The 17,277-nt window shown below is 67.0% G+C and carries 20 protein-coding genes; 3 read left to right on the top strand and 17 right to left on the bottom strand.

Features of this window, described 5'->3' with window-relative positions; translation table 11 throughout:
- Positions 1-676: 676 nt before the first annotated feature.
- The 17 genes from ACIA76_RS40890 to ACIA76_RS40970 all read right to left on the bottom strand — a co-directional run bounded on the left by ACIA76_RS40890 (position 677) and on the right by ACIA76_RS40970 (position 14,509).
- Positions 677-1,273: an ABC transporter ATP-binding protein gene (locus ACIA76_RS40890; protein WP_397160508.1), complete on the bottom strand. Its 597-nt coding sequence runs from the start codon at positions 1,271-1,273 to the stop codon at positions 677-679.
- Positions 1,274-1,402: 129 nt separating this feature from the next.
- A complete protein-coding gene (locus ACIA76_RS40895; protein WP_397160510.1) occupies positions 1,403-3,463 on the bottom strand; it encodes a hypothetical protein in 2,061 nt (686 codons plus the stop codon).
- Positions 3,464-3,732: 269 nt separating this feature from the next.
- Positions 3,733-3,996 carry a lactococcin 972 family bacteriocin gene (locus ACIA76_RS40900; RefSeq protein WP_397160512.1) on the bottom strand — a complete coding sequence of 88 codons (264 nt, stop codon included), beginning with the start codon at positions 3,994-3,996 and terminating at the stop codon, positions 3,733-3,735.
- Positions 3,997-4,110: 114 nt separating this feature from the next.
- Entirely contained in the window at positions 4,111-4,926 is an 816-nt protein-coding gene (locus ACIA76_RS40905; RefSeq protein WP_397160513.1) for an ATP-binding protein, read from the bottom strand.
- Positions 4,923-6,473, bottom strand: a complete 1,551-nt coding sequence (istA, locus tag ACIA76_RS40910; protein WP_397160515.1) for an IS21 family transposase — start codon at positions 6,471-6,473, stop codon at positions 4,923-4,925. The genes ACIA76_RS40905 and istA overlap by 4 nt, the downstream gene beginning before the upstream one ends.
- 618 nt (positions 6,474-7,091) lie before the next feature.
- Positions 7,092-7,457 carry a hypothetical protein gene (locus tag ACIA76_RS40915; protein WP_397160517.1) on the bottom strand — a complete coding sequence of 122 codons (366 nt, stop codon included), beginning with the start codon at positions 7,455-7,457 and terminating at the stop codon, positions 7,092-7,094.
- Positions 7,454-8,203 carry a hypothetical protein gene (locus tag ACIA76_RS40920; protein WP_397160519.1) on the bottom strand — a complete coding sequence of 250 codons (750 nt, stop codon included), beginning with the start codon at positions 8,201-8,203 and terminating at the stop codon, positions 7,454-7,456. The genes ACIA76_RS40915 and ACIA76_RS40920 overlap by 4 nt, the downstream gene beginning before the upstream one ends.
- 64 nt (positions 8,204-8,267) lie before the next feature.
- Positions 8,268-9,107 (bottom strand): BRO family protein, encoded by an 840-nt coding sequence (locus ACIA76_RS40925; RefSeq protein WP_397160521.1) that lies wholly within the window; start codon positions 9,105-9,107, stop codon positions 8,268-8,270.
- Between the two features lie 138 nt (positions 9,108-9,245).
- Complete coding sequence (locus tag ACIA76_RS40930) at positions 9,246-9,758, bottom strand: hypothetical protein (protein ID WP_397160523.1); 513 nt, start codon at positions 9,756-9,758, stop codon at positions 9,246-9,248.
- Positions 9,755-10,663, bottom strand: coding sequence for a hypothetical protein (locus ACIA76_RS40935; RefSeq protein WP_397160525.1), 909 nt, complete (start codon positions 10,661-10,663; stop codon positions 9,755-9,757). Before ACIA76_RS40935 ends, ACIA76_RS40930 begins: the two co-directional genes overlap by 4 nt.
- Positions 10,663-10,821: a hypothetical protein gene (locus tag ACIA76_RS40940; RefSeq protein WP_397160527.1), complete on the bottom strand. Its 159-nt coding sequence runs from the start codon at positions 10,819-10,821 to the stop codon at positions 10,663-10,665. Before ACIA76_RS40940 ends, ACIA76_RS40935 begins: the two co-directional genes overlap by 1 nt.
- Complete coding sequence (locus ACIA76_RS40945) at positions 10,818-12,152, bottom strand: DNA cytosine methyltransferase (RefSeq protein ID WP_397160529.1); 1,335 nt, start codon at positions 12,150-12,152, stop codon at positions 10,818-10,820. Before ACIA76_RS40945 ends, ACIA76_RS40940 begins: the two co-directional genes overlap by 4 nt.
- A 141-nt stretch (positions 12,153-12,293) precedes the next feature.
- Positions 12,294-13,199, bottom strand: coding sequence for a hypothetical protein (locus ACIA76_RS40950; RefSeq protein WP_397160531.1), 906 nt, complete (start codon positions 13,197-13,199; stop codon positions 12,294-12,296).
- The gene (locus ACIA76_RS40955) at positions 13,196-13,573 is read right to left on the bottom strand and encodes a hypothetical protein (RefSeq protein WP_397160533.1); all 378 of its coding nucleotides are present in this window, start codon (positions 13,571-13,573) and stop codon (positions 13,196-13,198) included. The genes ACIA76_RS40950 and ACIA76_RS40955 overlap by 4 nt, the downstream gene beginning before the upstream one ends.
- Complete coding sequence (locus ACIA76_RS40960; protein WP_397160535.1) at positions 13,570-13,734, bottom strand: hypothetical protein; 165 nt, start codon at positions 13,732-13,734, stop codon at positions 13,570-13,572. The genes ACIA76_RS40955 and ACIA76_RS40960 overlap by 4 nt, the downstream gene beginning before the upstream one ends.
- A gap of 178 nt (positions 13,735-13,912) precedes the next feature.
- Positions 13,913-14,236 carry a helix-turn-helix domain-containing protein gene (locus ACIA76_RS40965; RefSeq protein WP_397160537.1) on the bottom strand — a complete coding sequence of 108 codons (324 nt, stop codon included), beginning with the start codon at positions 14,234-14,236 and terminating at the stop codon, positions 13,913-13,915.
- A 3-nt stretch (positions 14,237-14,239) separates the two neighbouring features.
- Positions 14,240-14,509, bottom strand: coding sequence for a helix-turn-helix domain-containing protein (locus tag ACIA76_RS40970; RefSeq protein WP_397160539.1), 270 nt, complete (start codon positions 14,507-14,509; stop codon positions 14,240-14,242).
- A 305-nt stretch (positions 14,510-14,814) separates the two neighbouring features.
- Here ACIA76_RS40970 and ACIA76_RS40975 point away from each other — a divergent pair, with 305 nt between their 5' ends.
- From ACIA76_RS40975 to ACIA76_RS40985, 3 genes are read left to right on the top strand one after another with little or no spacing between them, the layout of a single operon-like run.
- The gene (locus ACIA76_RS40975; RefSeq protein WP_397160541.1) at positions 14,815-15,333 is read left to right on the top strand and encodes a hypothetical protein; all 519 of its coding nucleotides are present in this window, start codon (positions 14,815-14,817) and stop codon (positions 15,331-15,333) included.
- A gap of 22 nt (positions 15,334-15,355) precedes the next feature.
- Positions 15,356-15,868, top strand: coding sequence for a DUF6932 family protein (locus tag ACIA76_RS40980; RefSeq protein WP_397160543.1), 513 nt, complete (start codon positions 15,356-15,358; stop codon positions 15,866-15,868).
- Entirely contained in the window at positions 15,862-16,776 is a 915-nt protein-coding gene (locus ACIA76_RS40985; RefSeq protein WP_397160545.1) for a hypothetical protein, read from the top strand. Before ACIA76_RS40980 ends, ACIA76_RS40985 begins: the two co-directional genes overlap by 7 nt.
- The last annotated feature ends 501 nt before the right edge of the window (positions 16,777-17,277 follow it).

Consider the following 17,277-nt stretch of genomic DNA (forward strand, 5'->3'; position numbering starts at 1 on the left):
AGGTGCAGCACGGTGGACACGGTCGGGCCGGAGATGTTCGGCGGCAGCAGGTTTCCGCCCAGGACATGCGAAAGGCCCCGATCCACACGAACAGGGGGAGGGGAGATCAGGGCCGTAGGGGCACACGTGTGCCACTCGCCCGTTCAGCGTCCCTGAAACGGATACGCTTGTCAAGCTACCTATACGTCGGTGGTGGGCGTCGGGTTCGACTGCACGCCAACAAATCCCAGGCAGCAGGTCACAACCGCTCACCGTGACGAGGTGGAAATATTCTTCTCATACGGGCGTGGCGGCGTCGCCCGCTCAGGGGACGCGCCGCCGCAGGATCTTTCCGGCGGCGTCTGGTACCGCCCCCGCCGGTATCGCCGATGGCTGCCCCGACGCCCCGCATGGACCTCGGTGATCATTCCGCCGGTCAAGCAGGGCGACCACCCGAGATCGGCGATCCAACGACTACTGACCAGCTCGCGGGCCGACCGGGGAATCACTCCCCGCCACCGCTGACCGCGACCAGCGGCAGCCGAGTCGGCCTCAGCGGTCCGGTTTCGCCGCGCCGCGTCCGTGCCGGCCAGGACCTCGCGCACGAGGTAGACCGGGGTGCCGCCGGGCCATGCCTTACCCGTGATCTCTTTAGCGGCAGGTCACGAACTTCCGCTGGAATATCAGTGCATATGAATTACCGGATGCGCTGTTCCTGCCTCAAGCTGACTTGGGGAGGGGTGAGTTCGTGTTCGATGTCTGCGTGGGTGCGGATGCGGTCGTTGTGGGTGGCGACAATGACGGTGGCGCCTGCGGTGGCCAGCTTGCGCAGAGTGTCGATGACCATGTCGGCGTTGGCGTTGTCGAGAGCTGCGGTGGGTTCGTCGGCGAGAAGTATCGGCGGATTCTTCAGCAATAGTTGGGCCAGAGCCACACGCTGCTGCTCCCCACCGCTCAGTTGATAGACCCTATCTTTCTCGCGGCCAGCCAGTCCGACTCGATCGAGAGCCTCGTGGTAACGGGCCGAGCGATCTCCCCGGGTGGTCAGTGCCAGACGCAGGTTGTCGGCGATGGTGGCGTCCTCGATGAGGGCGTAATGCTGGAACAGGTATCCGATGTTGTCGCGGCGGTAGCGGCGGCTACCACGGCGACCCAGCGCGGTCATATCTGTCCGGTCGTGCAGGATGCGGCCCTCGGTGGGGCGGTCCAGCAGAGCGAGGCAGTTGAGCAGGGTGGTCTTGCCCGATCCGCTGGGGCCGGAAATCGTAGCCAGCTGCCCGTCCTCGACGGTCACATTCAGCTCCGACCACAGGGTCCGTTCTCCGAAAGACTTCCCCAGGTTCTCGATTCGGATCATGAAGCGGTCTTTCGCAGTGGCTGGAGGTAGATCATGGGTGCTCCTCATAGTTGGGGTGCGGATGGGTTACGTGTCGTTGAGACCGGTGGTGATGATCCGGCGGTGTGCAACAGCCAGAATCGTGGCGAACGCCGCAATCGCAACGACGGCTGCGGCGGTGGCGGGCAGCAGGCGCCACCAGTCAGGCACCGGTGTGAGTGGGGGCGCCGGAATGCCGAGGTCGTTGTAGAACGTGAGGTCGCGTGCCCGCTGCCAGTTGTTCACGCAGATCCACACGAGAACCCCGATGGGAGTGAGGATTTCGAGCAGCAACATCCGCCGGTGGATACGCCAGAACGAGCGACCGGCGACGTGGCCGGCGTAGATGGTGCGGACATGTTTGCGCGTGTACAACAGGCAAGTGGTGACTGCGGCCAGGACCAGCACCACGAGCGCCAGCCCTAGCACCACCTGATTGGAGATCAAGCGTCGGACCGCGGTGGTGTGGTTGTCGGCGAGCAGCCCGGTGATCGGGAGCATGCCCAGGAGGTGATCGGCGGGCAGTTCCCGGCCCAGCGCCGAGGTGACATCCTCGGGGGAGAGGACGATACCGTACTGATTCGCCCACGCGGCGAGACGAATATCGCTGATCAGAGGTGTGCCGTTGGGAATCGAGATGATCACCGGGTCGTGAACCAGCGGCCGGGTCATCTGAGAACCGTCGATATCGACAACCTGCCCCTTGGTGGCGTAGGCGAAAACGGTTTGCCCATCTGCGGCCAGCAACTGCTGCACGTGCGGTGGCGGCACTCCGGCCGGAAGGTTAACAGGGGTGAAGCTTTTCAAGACGCTGGCCGTGATGGCCTCGGCACGCGGCCGTAGATGTTCGGGAATGATGATACGAACCGTGTTCTCCGGGGCTGGCCCGTAGCGGTGCCCGGCTGTGTCCAGGACTGACTGGCTGGCGAGGAAGGTGTCGTTCACCCACAGCACTTCCTCGGTGACCGGCGAGGCCTGGGGCGGGAGATGATCTTGCAGCGAGTCCCGTTTCATGACGGTGACGCGGCCGCGAGCGTCCAGCTCCCGTAGCCACCGGCCGGTTTGCGCATCGTTTCGATCCATCGTCTCCCATGTGCGATAGCCAGGGAAAGCCAGGTTGACCGCATCGCCCACGCGGGCAGCGTACGGACGGGCCGCATTCCGATTGGCCAGATCCGCATAACCGGTGACGGTCGCGGCCACGGCGGCCACAACCAGCAGAACGGCAAGGATCCGCAACGGATACAACAGCGTCATCACCGGCCCCAGCCGCAGTCTGCCCTTCAGCGCCTCCACGACAGGAGTCGCACACACCGCGAGTAATGCGATGCCATAAGCCAACGTCACGATCGCCACCATCGCCACCGCCGCGGTCGCGGCGATGCGTGCGAACACAGAGAACTGCGCCCACCCGTTGTACCAGCGAAGGAAACCTGACACTCCCACCCCGGCAACCACACTGGTGATCGTGCAGAACAGAGTCAGGCTCCGGACATCCCTCCACATCATCCGTACCACTGACGCCCCATGTAACCGCCACACTGCATACCGGCGCGCGCTCAGCAACACCGAACCGGCGGCAAGCGCGACCAACCCGACCAGCAACGCGGCGACCAGTTCCCTCGACCGCAGCACGTACATGAGAGCCACCTGCTCAAACGTCAGCGACGAAGTCTGCGTGCCGAATAAGCCCATCTCCTCGAACCGCGTGGTCAATTCCGTCGCTGCGGCCTTCGACCCCAGTACCCGATACCCAGCCCGCGGGTCGAGCCTGTCGCCCCGATCAAAGGGTCTGATGTCCAACCGCAGCGCAGGTGACCGCCCGAACGGGGTCAACAGATCTCGCGCCCACGCCACATCGTCGGATCGGTGATCACCGGCGACAACATAGACATGCCTGAGACGATCCCCGTCGTAGAAATCCCTATCAGTACGCAGGATCGCCACGCGATGCCGCTCAGCGACCGCGGTGACCGTCGCCGCCACGCGATCCCACGACACCCCACCCCGATTGTCGTCTATCTGTATCAGAGAGCCCCCTCGCCAGCCTGGGTACTTGTCCAGATCCTCGGCTATCAGGAACCCCAGCATCGCTGCCGTCGCCAGCACAGAGCAGATTACGAACTTCAATCCGAGATACCGCACACCAGACCTTTCGAACACGCCCGCTTCAACGACAGTCAATGTCAGCCGATCACCCCAGCCGTATACGGTGGCGAAAAGTGCTGGCGGGAGATGTCTTACCGCCCACCAGCACCTCACATCAGGACCGCAGCCTGCGGCGTACATCAGTCCGCAGGCTCCCGCCCACCAATCATGATGCTCGCCAACGCTATAACGGAGCTAGCAGCTCACGTTCTGAACAAAGCTGCTTTCGATCAGTCGTTGACTCGCCAATACGATTGCATCGTCCCGCCGAAGAGTGATCGATAGAGCAGTGTGGTGGCCCATACACCGGCGTCCGCATCCCGCCTATCCTCGCTATCTCCTTGCTTCGTGGTCGCGCCGTGATTCTTGTATTGGTGGAAGTAATTCGACCAGCCTTTGTCATTATCTGCGCCGTAGTCCCAGGTCCCACCCCCTACGTCCACTCGACCTCTCGTGCTGACACCTCCCGTGTTGACGCCCGCGGGAATGATCACCGATCCACTGTCGCCTGCCAGCCTGAAGGGACCACCGGTTTGCCATGAGCTTGGGACCGGATTGGGTCCGGTCGCGGGCCGTGTGCTGATGGTGGCCGACGACTGGGCTGGTCGTCAATCGGTGTCGGTCGGGACCGGTGGTTTGCCGAGTCGTGGTTTCTGCCGTTGCCGATAGGACTCGCCCTCGACGACGAGTTCGTAGGCGGCCGATTGAAGCCGGTCCATCGCCGACTGGGCGAGCAGTGGGTCGGCCATCATGGTCAGGATCTCCGGCGGTTCCCGGTTGCTGGTGATGATCGTGGAGGCTTTGCGGTGGCGTTCGACGATCAACTCGTAGAAGTCGTTGGTCTCGGTCGCTTCCAACCTGTGAAGCGCCAGGTCGTCGAGGACGAGCAGGTCGACTCGGTGCAGTTTCCGCATCTCGTCTTCGTAGCTGCCGTCGAGGCGGGCGCCGCGCAGTCGTTTGAACAGTTTGTCGGCGCGTTCGGTGTGGACGGTGTGGTGGCGGCGGACCGCGATATGGCCAAGTGCGTTGGCCAGGAACGTCTTTCCAACGCCGACGGGTCCCATGATGAGGATGTTGTAAGCATCGGCGAGGAACCGCAGCGAGGTCAGCTCGGCCCAGAGTTCGGCGTCGAAGGTGACCGACGCGGAGTCGTCCCAGGCTTGCAGTTGCATCTGCGGGTCCAGATGCGCGGTCTTGGCCCGTCGTTGCGCGGATTGCCGGTCGCGGCGGGTGACTTCGTCGGAGAACAGCATCTCCAGGAAGTCGTGGTGCGGCAATCGGTTCGACCGCGCCAGCGCGAGTCGTTCCGGGAGGGTGTCGAGCAGCTGGCCGAGCTTGAGGCGTCGCATCAACGACTTCAGCTCGGGTGAGACCTCGATCGGTTTGGCCGCCGGTGTCGTGTCGGGTCGCCGTGCTGGGCTCATGACGGCCTCCTGACGGCGAAATCGGTAGTGGCGCGGACGAACCGGGACGGGACCGGTGGCGGCGCCAGCAGGGCCAACTGTTGGCCGGTGGTGCCGCGGGTGAGCATGCGGTCGATGACACTGACGTCGATGACCTCGGCCTCCAGCGCGCGGCGGCAGGCGTCGTCGACGGCGTCTGGGCCGTGGCGGCGCACCAGGCCGAGCAACCGGTAGACCTGCCGCATCCTCGTCCATGGCAACGGATGTTCCAGCACCGCTGCCGCGTAGACGCCGACATGGTTGCCATGCGCTTCGGCCTTGCGCTGCAACGTATTCAGATCCCGCATCGCGTAAGCGGTCAACTCCGACGGCAGGTCCGCGGGATCGGTCTGCCGCCGACCGGCGGGAACGCGGGGGTGGACTTTGATCAGTTCACCGCGCCGATAGAGCTTCACCGTCCGTGCGTCGAGGCGAGCGGTCAACCGTTGCCCGACCAGCTCACCGGGAACGCTGTAGAGCGCCTTGGCGATCTGGACGTGCCGATCCGGCGCGACCTTCGGGTGAGTCCAGGCCGGGATGTCGAACACGGTGTCGGGCAACGGTTTCAGCTTCGGCGCCTCGTCGGCGGCGAACACTTCGGCCGGACGCAGCCGGGTGGTGCCGTGTATTCTCATGCCCGCGACCTCCCGGCACCACCGTTGCGCGCGTTCTCGGCAGTCGTCGAGATCCCGGAATTGTTCTCCGGCAAAGAAATTGGATCGTGCGTAAGGAACACAGCGTTCGACCCTCGGTTTGTCCTGCGGGCTGCGGACACGGGCCGGATCGACCACGAACCCGCGAGCCTCGGCATACTCGCGGAACGAGTCGTTCAACCGCGGGTCGGTCGCATGCGCCTGGTCGACGATGGCTTTCATATTGTCCGGGATGACCACGGCGAACACGCCGTCGAAGTACACCCAGGCGGCCTCGAACCCGGCGATGACGTCGTTCAGCGTCTCCCGGTAGGTCGGATAGACGAACAGGTGTCGCGAATAGACCGCGGTGAAGATCAGTCCCTTCACCACCCGCCGCCGACCCTCGACATCGGTGAGCAGGCCGAGCCGGCCGAAATCGACCTGCACCTCGGCGCCGGGCTCGCAATCGGCCACCCGCACCGTGGTCCGGCGCTTCCCGAATCCCAATTCCGTTGTCGCATACCGGTGCAACGTCCGATACGACACCACCACACCGCGGCGGCCGAGCAGGATGTGCACCTTCGTCAAGGTCAGGCCCTGATCCAGCCACGCCTTGATCTGTTCTCGTTGTCCGGCAACGGTTTCCCACGCATCACTGCGGCCGCCCGGACGCTTGCCGCGCACCCCCGCGATCACTGCGGTCAGCAACTCATCGGTCAACTGACCGATGTCACCGTCGCGGTCGACACCGCACGATTGTGCCCACTCGACATACCGGCGCACGGTCTTGCGATCAGTGCCCGATAGCCGGGCCACCTCCCGCAACCCGCGACCCTCCAGCCACAGCCGGAGCATCTCCCTGATCTCGATCACCGAAACCTCCCGGTAGCTCATTCCGCCAATACAGCGGCCGAGCGACCGGACATCCCGAAGCCACGCCGGGTGGTCCCATGACTGGCAAAACCGCTAGTCAGGTGGTCCCATCAGTGGCAAACGGGTGGTCCCATGCACTGGCAAAACCAGCTCCGAGGTGGTCCCTTCCAGCTGGCAGCCGACAATCCACCAACGACTTCACCAGCTGCGTTGAGCACATCCGGACCCTTGATCACCCTGCTGTCGCCCGTCGGGGCCGGGCTGTCCGGGCCTTCGGCCCAGGCTGCCGATGCACCCACGAATCCCGGGATGCCCACCGCTAAACAGCCGATAACCAGTGCGGTCTTCCACTTCATCATCCGAACCACTCCTAGCTAGATGTTTGACCGACAACACATCGGTCCTCACCGGCGGGGTGTGGGAATGCTGCTGACTGGATGCCATCATCCCCTCCTTGTCCCCCTCATTCCGGGAAGCCTCTCCCCTGGGCCTCGAAATCCCCACTGGCCCAAGTGAACTGCTTCCCGGGATCACCGTAGGTGGTCACGCACCCAGTACGTGACGTATCAGGCAAATAGAACGAATCGACCAGGTGAACTGTCGATCCGTGAAGCCAGGCGCGTAACACACTGTGCTGGTTCATTTTCCGGTGCCGCCAGCTTGCCTGGCCAGGACTTCCCGCACCAGGTACACCGGAATCCCGTCCGGTCCTTTGCGCCGGATGATTTCCTCGCGGTGCGCCCATGTGCGGATGGTTGAGGCGGGGATGCGCCAGAAGTGTTCGATATCGGCCGCCGACAGCTCCGCGTCCAGGGCGTGCTCGGCCAGGTGCGCAGGCAGCTCCACCGGCGCCACCCAGCCCTGCCCGAGATCAACTGCGCGCCGGTCGAGTTCGGCGCACCGCACCGGGTCGACCTGGTGCAGCGCGGCACGGTAGGCCAAGCCGGTCTTGCGGGAGCGCTGCAGCTGGGTGTCGCCGGGAAACGGCCACGGATCAGTGGTCATGCGCCTCGCTTCGAGTCGGGGGCTTCGAGGAGGCCGACACCGTTGAGGCGGGCGAATTCCTCTTTCGCCCAGACGGATCGGCATGCCTGGCAGGTGACGGTCTCCTGATCCGGCGCCGAAGTCAACGCCTTCACCCCGCACACGTGGCAGGAGTCGGGCAGCCAGATCCGGATGTCGGCGAGGCCGAGCACGGACTGGGTGTGCCGGTGCAGATCAGCCAGGCCGAGCACGGCGTCGACCCCGTCGAGACCGACCCGAACCAGGTCGTCGCCGCCGTCGGGATGCGCGCTGAATCGCCACCGCAACCGGCGTGGCAGATCCACCAGTGTCCCCAGATGCGTGGACAGGATATCGACGCAGGCGGCCACGCAGGCGCGGCGGTGTTCGGGCAGCGGGTCGCCGTGGGTGAGAATGCTTGCCCAGGAGAGTGTTTCGTCCTCAATCGCGGACTGGATGGTGTCGATGTCGAGGCGGATCGGCACCGCGTACAGCGCCGTCCGAGTCACCTTGGGGGCGCGGTCACGTGGGGGCGGTGAGAGTTTGGCGTCCTCGAGCTGGCACCAGTCGTCATACAAGCAGCGGATCGCCGCGAACGCCTCGCGCTCGCAATCCTGGCACAGCGTGTCGGGGCGCTCGACACCGTGGCCGTGCCAGCGGCCCTCCTCGTCACGGGCGCGGGCGTGGCAGCGGTGGCCGCGCCGGCACTCGTGCGTCGGCGCGGCCGGGTCGGTGGGAGCCGACGTCATCGGGTGAGACCTCCACAAGATTCGGTAATTCGGCGGGCGGACACGATGTTTCGCAGCGCCATGGTCAGGCTGCGTGGGCAGCGGCGACAAGGCGAGCGATGGCTTCCGCGCCGGCGGGAGTGACCTTGAGGGTGTGCATGACCTCACCGCGGAACCTCGGGGATTCGTGGACTTCGACAGGCCTGAAGTAGTTCCGCTTGTGCGCGTAGGCGGAGTAGCGGCGGCGGGTTTCCTTGCCGCCCTTGGAGTCCGACCAGCGGGTCTCGGTCTCGGCGTAGATCCAGCCCCGCTCGGTCAGCAGTTCGCGCAGCCACGCCTCGCCGACGCCGTTGGCTGCCGCGACCACCCGTAGCTTCAGCAGGTCGGCGTCGGCGACGTACTGGTCGTGGTAGGCGACCTTCGGCGCGTTCTCGGCGATCGTGTCGGTGAGGGTGGCGATCGCCTGGCCTTTGGCTGCCAGCAGGGTGTTGGCCTCGATCACCGCCAGTGCCAGCAGCTGCTCACCCGCGGGTGCCGGTTGCACGGAGTAGGTGCCGGTGCGGCGAATGGCGGGGAGTACCTCGCCGGTCACCCACCGCCGGAACTCCACCGCCCGCGGTTTGTCCGACCGCAGCACCAGCGCGTACAGCCCGGACTCGCTGACGATCGCCATGTCCTGGGCACCGCCAGGGGTGTCAATTCGATTGACCCCCTTCTCATCCGGGGCGAGTCGCCGCAGTGCCATCGACACATTCGCCAGGTCGAGGATGGTGCAGACGTCGCGCGCCACGAACCACGGGGTCCCGTCGATCACGAGGGCGCGCACTGCCGCGCCCTCGAAGAGGAACGGCGTCGGCGCCTGCAGGGCGACGCTGAGCTCATCGCCCTCGGCGCGGGCAGTCACGATAGCCGGATCCAGGGTCACAGAAATACCTCCATCAGCGAAAGAGCAGATCAACGAACGTGGGACGGCAGCCCTGCGGCACCGGGTGGGGCGCAGGGTGTTGTGCACACACCGCGCCATGCCCGCATCGGCGGGCCGGGGGGTTGTGCAGGCAGGGGGTCAGGCATCGGCGAGGACTTCGTTGACGGTCCTGACGATTCCGGCGAGTCCGAGCGGCCGCGACGGTTCGGCGGCGAGGGCTTGGCGCTCGGCGAGACGCTGGCGGAATTCGGTGAGCTGTTCGGCGGTGAGGCCGATTTCGGGTGCGCGTCCGAGTGCGACGTGTCGGGACCATCGGTGGGCGACCGGTGGAGTGACGCCCATGTCCTGGAGGATGTGGTTGGCGGACTCCATCAGAGCCCGCTTGTCCTCGGGCAGGGCCTTCAACGCCTCGAAGTAGGCTTCGCTGCCCGCCCGCACGATCGCGGCGGGCAGCGGTTTGAACCCGTCCGGGGCGTGGCGGTAGGCGCGGGTGACACCGGCGAGCAGATCCTGGCGGGACAGGCCGGAGTCGGCGAACACCTCGGCCCACGCCAGGACGGTGGACTCACCGCCGTGGGGGAACCAGGGGTCGTTAGCGGCGCACTTGGCCAGCACCAGGGCCGCGGTTTCCACATCGTCGTCGCAGATCACGCGAGCTCCTTCATCGGGTGGGGCGCAGGGGGCGCGGCGGTGGACAGGCGGGTGCCGATGCGGGTGGGGATGTCGAGGTAGTTCTGGACCTTCTCGTCGGTGCGCGAGAGCCCTGCCGGGGCAGGCCCGGACCCGGGACGTGGTGCGCGAGCAGGGGTTTCGGTGGCGCGGCGGATCCAGTTGCGCCAGGTGGCGTCCCAGTCGGCTTTGCGGCCTTTGGCGCCGGGCTGGGATTTCCAGTGGTCGACGAATTTCGCGTGTTCGGCGCGCAGGTCGACGTGCGGGCACTCGACGCGCATCGCCCGGATCACGTCCTCGCCCGGTTGCCAGCCCTCGGGCAGGCGGTGCCCGCGCGCCGCCGCACCGGTGGCGGGCAAATCTCTGTGTGAAGTCCCTTCAGGGACTGGATCGGGTCGGGACGGGCCGGGACGGGTCGGGACGGGTAGCGCGGACTCCGGGTGTGACGGTGGCGGGACCGACGCCGGTGTCCCGCCGGGACACTCCTCCCCCGCGACGCCGGGACTCTCGCCGGACTCCGGTTCGTGCGCGGCCGAGCCCGGGCCCTTGGTCTTGCGGGATTCGCGCCATCGGCGTTTGCGGTCGGCTTCCTTGTCTCGCTCGGCGAGCACCTGCGCGCGGGTCGGCTGGTACTTCTCCCAGCCGATGAACCGCCAGCCGCCCTCGACGACTTCCCACAACTCCGCGGTGACTAGCAGCGCGGCCAGCCGTGTGGTGCCGCCGAGTTCCTCGAGCAGATAGTCCGGAACGAATCCGTCGGTGAGTTCTTTCGCGCACCAGGTACCAGCCAGCGTCCACAACCCGATCGCCGCCGCTCGATGCCGGCGCGGAATTCGCAGCACCGGACGGGAATTGGCGAAACCGTCATCGACCTTGAACCACGGCATCACCACACCGCCCGACTACAGCACCGCCCCCGGCGGTGCTCGGCGGCGGCGTGGAACGCCAGCCACGCCCGCACCGACGTGAAACCGAAAGCCCGCGCGACCACTTCGAGATCGCCGGGCGGGATCGGGGTGCCGTCGGCGTACCGCAGGCCGGTCACGACGCGACCTCGATCGGGGTGCGCGCGAACAGATGCCGGTACGCGAGCACCGCGCACGGGGTAACTACCGCGTTGCCGATCGCGCGCAGCTGCTCCACTCGAGACAATCCGATCGCCGGATCGGTCACCCAGCCGGGTTGCATCATCATCATCCACTCCGCGAAAGCCGTGGACAGGCGAGGCTTTCCGTTGCGGTTCGGCTCGGTCGGCGCCGGCGCGGGACGGGTCAGCTTCTCCTGCCGCGCGATCGCGGCCTGGTAGATCCCCCACCGCGACGAGCCGTGGACCAGGGCGTAGTCGGCGAGCTGGCGGGTGCGGCCCGCGCGGCGGTCCGGATGCACTCCGCCACCGGTGCCGTCGCTGGCGGTCGGAGTCGGCAGCAACTGTCCGTCGAGCTCGTCGAACATCATCAGAGTCGGATCCAGGCCCCTGCTGTTTGGTGATGCCACCGCAGCGGTCGTCGAGGACGACAGCAGCGCGTACACCGCCGACGGCAGCATCAGGTCCCCACCCGAACCTCGTTGGTTGGGTGAGCCTTTCGCGCCGTCGCTGGCTCGCGGAGTCGGCAGCAGGGCGCCGGTGGCGTGCGCGCGGGCCAGCCCGCCCAGCAGCAGCTCGCCCTGGCGGGTGCCGGAGCGGGTGACGTGCCCGCCGGTCGCGTCGGCGACCGACGGGGTGGGCAGCAGAGTTACCGGGGTGATGCTGTGTCCGGTGGTTCGCTCGCCGGTGCCCGGACCGGGGCCGTCACGTCGAGGTCGGTCGGCTCCGGTGCGGGTGGCGGCGATGAAGATTCGGGATCGCCGGTGGCAGGCGCCGATGTCGGACGCTCGTAGGCATAGCCACTCTGCATCGAACCCGATCTCGGCCAGCGCGCCGAGAACGGCACCGGCAGCCCGCTCAACATGTCCAGATCGCTGCTCTCCCATAGCATCCGCTGGGGATTCCATTGCGCGAAGGGATTTGGCACTCAGTAGTCCTTCTACATTCTCGATGAGGATGTAGTGGGGCTCGAGTGCCACGATCGCCGCCACCATATGGGCCCACTGCCCGGAGCGGGTGCCTTCGGCGAGACCGGCGCGGCGGCCCGCCAGCGACACGTCCTGGCAGGGGAACCCGCCGACGAGAACGTCAACGGGTTCCAAAGCGGCCCAGTCTATCTCAGCGACGTCACCGTGATTGGGAACGCCGGGCCAATGGTGAGCAAGCACACGCGCGGCAGCCGGATCGCTGTCGGCGTGCCACACCAGCCGCGACTCCGGAAATACTTGCAGTGCAGCCAGATCCAAGGTGCCGACACCGGAGAACAAGGAGCCGATACGGATCTCAGGCACTCGTGCCTCCTCCCGCTCCGCCTGTCCCGCTGGTCGTCCTGGCAGCATCGGCCGTCGCGGTGCCGCCCGGTGCCGGCCTGGCCGTACTTGTTCCGCCGCCGGTCGTCGGGCCCGGGATGACCGATGGTGCTGTGGCGGTGCTCATTTGGGCTCCGGGAAGTTCTCCGCAGTCCACATCCCGCCTCGGGGCCGCTGGAATTTGGTGACCGGTTTGGTGCCGGTCCAGGCGTTCCAGGCTTGGGCGAAGATCGCGAGCTGGTCGCGGGTCGGCATCTTCAGCGATTCGCGGCGGACGCGGGCGAATCTTTTGTGCAGCGCGAGGATCGCGCTGCCCTCGGCCAGTCCGGTCAGCCCGTGCAGGTGCTGGAAGAACAGCGCGGTGCGCCGGGGCGCGACACCCGCGGTTTTCATGGCGAACGCGATGGCCACCGACGGGGCCGCGTCACTGGACAGGATCGCGGTGCGGTGGGTGTTGACGAAATCGACCAGGCCCGGGTTGCCCGAGACCCACTGCTCGATGACCGGGACACTGATCTGCACAGCCAGCTTGTTGTCGCGGAACAACAGCCCCGACTCCCACAACAACAACACCTTCGCACCCGACGCGATGTTGAACGCGTTCTTGACCCCGAGCATCGAGAGCTGTTGTCCGGCATCGCGTTTGCGGCCCTGGTCCATCACCAGCTGGGCTTCGGTAGGCAAGCCGCGGACCACCAGGAACGGCAATGTCACCGGAGGATCGCAGTCGGCCAGGGCCTTCGCGCGGTGCTGGCCATCCAGGAGTCGCCCGGCGGTGTCGAACCGGATCGGGTCGGCGGCGAAGGTCCACAACCCGGCTTGCATGTCGGAGCGGTAGCGGGCCACTATCGCCGGCGAGATCGGCCGGTTACGGGCATTGGCTTTAAGCCACGCACGGGCGTCAGCGGCCGTCACCGTCTCGATGCGGGTGGTCACGGTCTCGTGCACGGGGCGGGCGAAGGTCGTCACGGGTAAGTCCTCGAGGGTGTGGGAGAACAGGGAGTGGGTGGCCGGGGGACGGCGGGTCATGGGCGGCCTTCGGCGACCGCGGACAACTCCATGCCGAGCCGATGCATCGGGGTGCCCGACGGGTTCGCGAGCAGTTGCCGCGCCAGTCGCGCGACCCGCTCGGCCATCCGCGCCGACTCATCAGTGTCGGTGTCGGGTTGGGCGAGTTGGGCTTTGATGTGCTCGGTCTGGTACATGGCGTGGGCGAGGGTGATCGCCATCGACGCCTCGGCCAGGTGCCGGTGGCGGTCGAGCACGCCCGCGACCGCGTCGAGGTTCTCCCCGAGACCGCGCCCGGGTTGCGGGCCGTGGACCGAGGCGGCCAGCGCCAGGCGCGTCGACCCGATCGCCGCCGATTCCAGCAGCTCCGCGGTCGCCCGCAGATCGGTGGTCATGCCGCCGCTCCCCCGTCGTCGTGGCTGTGCCGAGGCGGTGTCTGCGCCTCGGCCGGGTGGTCGTCGCGCGGGTCGGTGCGCAACTGCAGGACAGTGATCGCGTCGGGGCGGTCCAGATGGTGGCGCCCGCCGGAGTCGGCGGCGTGGTTGGAATTCGACATGTGTACTCCTGCACAAGGATTCGAAAGAGTGTGGTGCGCGTCCCGGAGGGCGCGATGCTCGAGGAAGCAGCGCTGGCCAAAGGCCCTCCGGGACGCGCGAACCCCGGCGGTGATGGCAGTCGGCGACCACCATCCAGGGGAGACCCGGAAAAGGGTGAAGAGAAAGGGGTTGGCGCGGTCAGCGCGGCAGCGGTGTGCGGTGCCGGGCGCGCGAGCGCGGGCGCGGCGTCAGCGCGGAAAGGTCCGGAAGCGGTGCTCCGGCAGCGACTTTCGTGCGTACCTGGGCCTCGGCGAGATCCGACGCGGTCAGATACCAGGACCGGCCCGCCTTGTGGCCGGGCAGCTCCCCGGAGCGCAGCCGGGTCAGATACCAGCGCTCACTTTGGCGCAACAATGCCGCGCCCTCGGCCACGGTATAGGTCGCCTCCACCATCGGCGCGACCTCAGCCGCGACCGCGGGTGCCTCCGGCGCGGAGGTGGGGGTCGGGTCAGCGGCGGTCATGGGTCACCGCGCACCAGCACCAGCGAGTTCACTCGAGCAGCGCACACAAAACGCGCTTCCTGCGCGACCTCTGGGCACGAAAAGAAGATCGGCGGGCACGGCGAGCGCCTCCGTGATCTTGGCCGCGAGTTCGGGCGAGCACGAGTTGCGTCGCCCCGAGCGCAGCTGGCTCAGGTGACCGATCGAACAGCCAGTGGCCCGCGCCAGGGCATCCAGGGTCATCCCGCGCTGGCGCATCAGTGCCTTCAGCGTCTCGTGCGAGGTCAAGTGCATCGAAAATCGTCCTCCCCGTAAAGAATCCGTCATCGAACGAGTCCGATACTGCCAGGCGGAAGCGCATTCCACAAACAGAAAGTTCGCATTTTGTGCTCTCCCAGTGAAGTTTTCACGCACAATCTGCCGCACAAAACTCGGTTGACGAGTTGTATATAACCGCGCAGCCTGCGTAGTCTCGCGTGTGCGCTTGTGCGTCCCGAGTGCAAGAAGGCAGTGAAAAACTCGACACGGCGGCCGCCAACGCCGGATCGCATCGAGGCGATCCTCTGGCGCCGCACCGACATCGGATCGGAGGCGACCCCATGGGCCAACTCATCGACCTCATCCAGCGCCACCTCGACCGCTACGGCGTCAAGCACGCCGAGTTCGCCCGCCGCATCGGCGCCACCCCGAGCGCGGTCTACTCCTGGAAGCGGCGCGGGGTGAAACAGCTTCCCGACAAACAGATTCTCGAGGGCATCACCGAGGTGACCGGGTTCCCCTACTGGCAGGTCCTCGAGGCCGCGCTGATCGACTCGGGCTACCGCGATCCCCGCCCCAACGCCCGCGAGTTGTGCCAGCGGTTGCGCGACATGCCGATCGAAGATTGCAGAGAAATCGCTGAATTCGTCGCCGCGCTGGTCGCCGAGCACGACGCCGAGTTGCCCGACCGGTTCCATGATCCATCCCACACCGCAGGGTCTGCAACTCGTGTTAAAACTTTGTCAAGCCCCGAGACATCTGGTGTTTACCAACCGAGTCCGTGGGTGGAGGACCTGCTCGATGCCGGCGAGCGGGGAATCACCAGCGCGAACAAGGGGGAGCGCGCCCGTATGTCTTGACTCATCGATTGGGAGGGAATCAATGGATTTGCCGGGCTGGACCGATGAGGGCCTGCTACCGCCCGGATGCTGGCCAGCGACGATCGAGCAAGTGCACCAACGGCTCGTCCTCGAAGCCTGCGACCGCGAAACCCGCCAGGTGGTGTACCACGGCCTGGCCGCCTACGCCGGGCAGATCCGGGAGTACCTGTCGGCCGGGCGGATCCGGCTCCACGGCCGGTTCGTGACCCGCGACGGCAGTCCCCGCTCCGCCGATGGGCCCCCGCTGATCCTGACGGTCTTCCCTGCCAATCGCGGCGAACTGGAATTGCTCAGCGCAGCGGAAAAACTCAGAGTGAGAGCACTATTCACCATGACCGACCTCATCCTCGTCAGCGACACCCGCACGCAACCTCGTTTCAAGGTCGTGCACCCGATGGGCCATCACATCGCGGCCCACATGGTCCGCGACACCGACGAAACCGCCTACGATCGCGGCCGATTCGCCGCCGACCACACTCTCGCCGAGCGAGGGGTGGTGGAACTGTCGTGGTGAACAACCCACCGGGCGCCAACCCCTTCGGCGAGGCCGCCGCGCAGTACATCGGTGACAGTTTCACCGAGGACCTGCTGCGCTCCTCCCTGCGGGCGGCCGAAGCGCACTACTTCCCCGGCGCGCACCCGCGGCTGATCGTGCAAACCGACGGCCCGATGCCACCGGACGCCGCCACCGCGCTCGCGCTCAGCATCGCCGCCGCCGCAACCCTGTTCACCACCGGCCGCGACATGTTCTCCGCCGGACCCCCGCAACCCCACCACGACGAGCACGGCAACCGCGCGACAGTCCCCGCGCTGCTGTCACCGCTGGCGGTGACCTCGCACACCCTGCTGTTCGCCATCGCCACCACCGCGCCCACGCCCGATCCTGGACCGGCGGTGGCGGACTGGTGCCCCGGGGGCCCCGAGTGCGCGATCTACCAGCTGTGCTCGACCCTGCCGGCATCGGCCGACGACGAGTTGACCGTCGCCGCCATCGCCTCCCTGCCCCGGCCCCAGCGCCGTGCCGTCGCATTGCTCGCCGCCGCCGTCGCCGACCTCGACCGGTGTGTGAGCGTCGAGGTCGACGGGGCGGTCGGCACCGACCACGCCGTGCTGTCGCGCGCCCACGCCCGTGCCCTGCGCGCGGCCCCGGACATCGACCGGCCGCGCGAGATCGTCACCGCCACGGGGATTCTCGACGCCGACCGCACCCGGCGGCGCACCTTCTACCTGTCCCGCCCCGAGGGCGACCTGCACGGCTCGGTCGACGACGACGTGCTGCCCCGGCTCCCCGAGCTGATCACTCGGCGGATCACCGTCCGCTTGGAACATGCCCTACCGGGGCCCGATCACCCCGGCACCACCGACATCTATCGGCTGCTCGGCATCGTCGGAACCGATGCCACCACCTCGGCCACACCGTAATCGCCTACGCCGCCACCGCATTCCGGCGTGGCGGCCACCGCCGCGAGCATCGACATCAGCGACCGCCTCCCGAGCTTTAGCACGAGGCCCGGCGACCAACTCGACCAAGGCCCTGTCACGGGGTAAGTCCTTGGCGCGTAACATGTTTACCCGTCGGCCCCTCCCCCCCGGGTCGACGTCTGCGGGCCTCGGCAAACTCCCCCCCTTCGCCGAGGCCCGCGCCCATGTCCCGAGCCGGGCGGGCTGTCAGCGCACGACCTCTCACCGGCTCACGACCAACGAGTCCATTCCGGTCCGCGACGCCCCGGACGGCCTCGGAATCATCGCAGCGGCCATGGCGGATGGGGAAGCGGGCCACTCCCCTCCTTGTGGCCCGATTCCCCACCACCCCGACCGCCTGCCGGTCCCGCACCTGCGGCACCGCCTCCACATTGCTGGCGCGCATGGATGCCGCCAATGCGCCACACTCCTTTTCGCGATCATTTCTGATCTTCAGAGGAA

This window comes from Nocardia sp. NPDC051570, assembly GCF_044454005.1.
In the GTDB taxonomy this organism is placed as follows: Bacteria; Actinomycetota; Actinomycetes; order Mycobacteriales; family Mycobacteriaceae; genus Nocardia.

Bases quoted from the DNA above. Each gene is read 5' to 3' on its own strand.
- ACIA76_RS40920 (WP_397160519.1), bottom strand. From the start codon at position 8,203: ATGACGTCGGCTCCCACCGACCCGGCCGCGCCGACGCACGAGTGCCGG.
- ACIA76_RS40960 (WP_397160535.1), bottom strand. From the start codon at position 13,734: ATGTCGAATTCCAACCACGCCGCCGACTCCGGCGGGCGCCACCATCTG.
- ACIA76_RS40950 (WP_397160531.1), bottom strand. From the start codon at position 13,199: ATGACCCGCCGTCCCCCGGCCACCCACTCCCTGTTCTCCCACACCCTC.
- ACIA76_RS40975 (WP_397160541.1), top strand. From the start codon at position 14,815: ATGGGCCAACTCATCGACCTCATCCAGCGCCACCTCGACCGCTACGGC.
- ACIA76_RS40935 (WP_397160525.1), bottom strand. From the start codon at position 10,663: ATGCCGTGGTTCAAGGTCGATGACGGTTTCGCCAATTCCCGTCCGGTG.
- ACIA76_RS40905 (WP_397160513.1), bottom strand. From the start codon at position 4,926: ATGAGCCCAGCACGGCGACCCGACACGACACCGGCGGCCAAACCGATC.
- ACIA76_RS40970 (WP_397160539.1), bottom strand. From the start codon at position 14,509: ATGCACTTGACCTCGCACGAGACGCTGAAGGCACTGATGCGCCAGCGC.
- ACIA76_RS40915 (WP_397160517.1), bottom strand. From the start codon at position 7,457: ATGACCACTGATCCGTGGCCGTTTCCCGGCGACACCCAGCTGCAGCGC.
- ACIA76_RS40965 (WP_397160537.1), bottom strand. From the start codon at position 14,236: ATGACCGCCGCTGACCCGACCCCCACCTCCGCGCCGGAGGCACCCGCG.
- ACIA76_RS40955 (WP_397160533.1), bottom strand. From the start codon at position 13,573: ATGACCACCGATCTGCGGGCGACCGCGGAGCTGCTGGAATCGGCGGCG.
- istA (WP_397160515.1), bottom strand. From the start codon at position 6,473: ATGAGCTACCGGGAGGTTTCGGTGATCGAGATCAGGGAGATGCTCCGG.
- ACIA76_RS40980 (WP_397160543.1), top strand. From the start codon at position 15,356: ATGGATTTGCCGGGCTGGACCGATGAGGGCCTGCTACCGCCCGGATGC.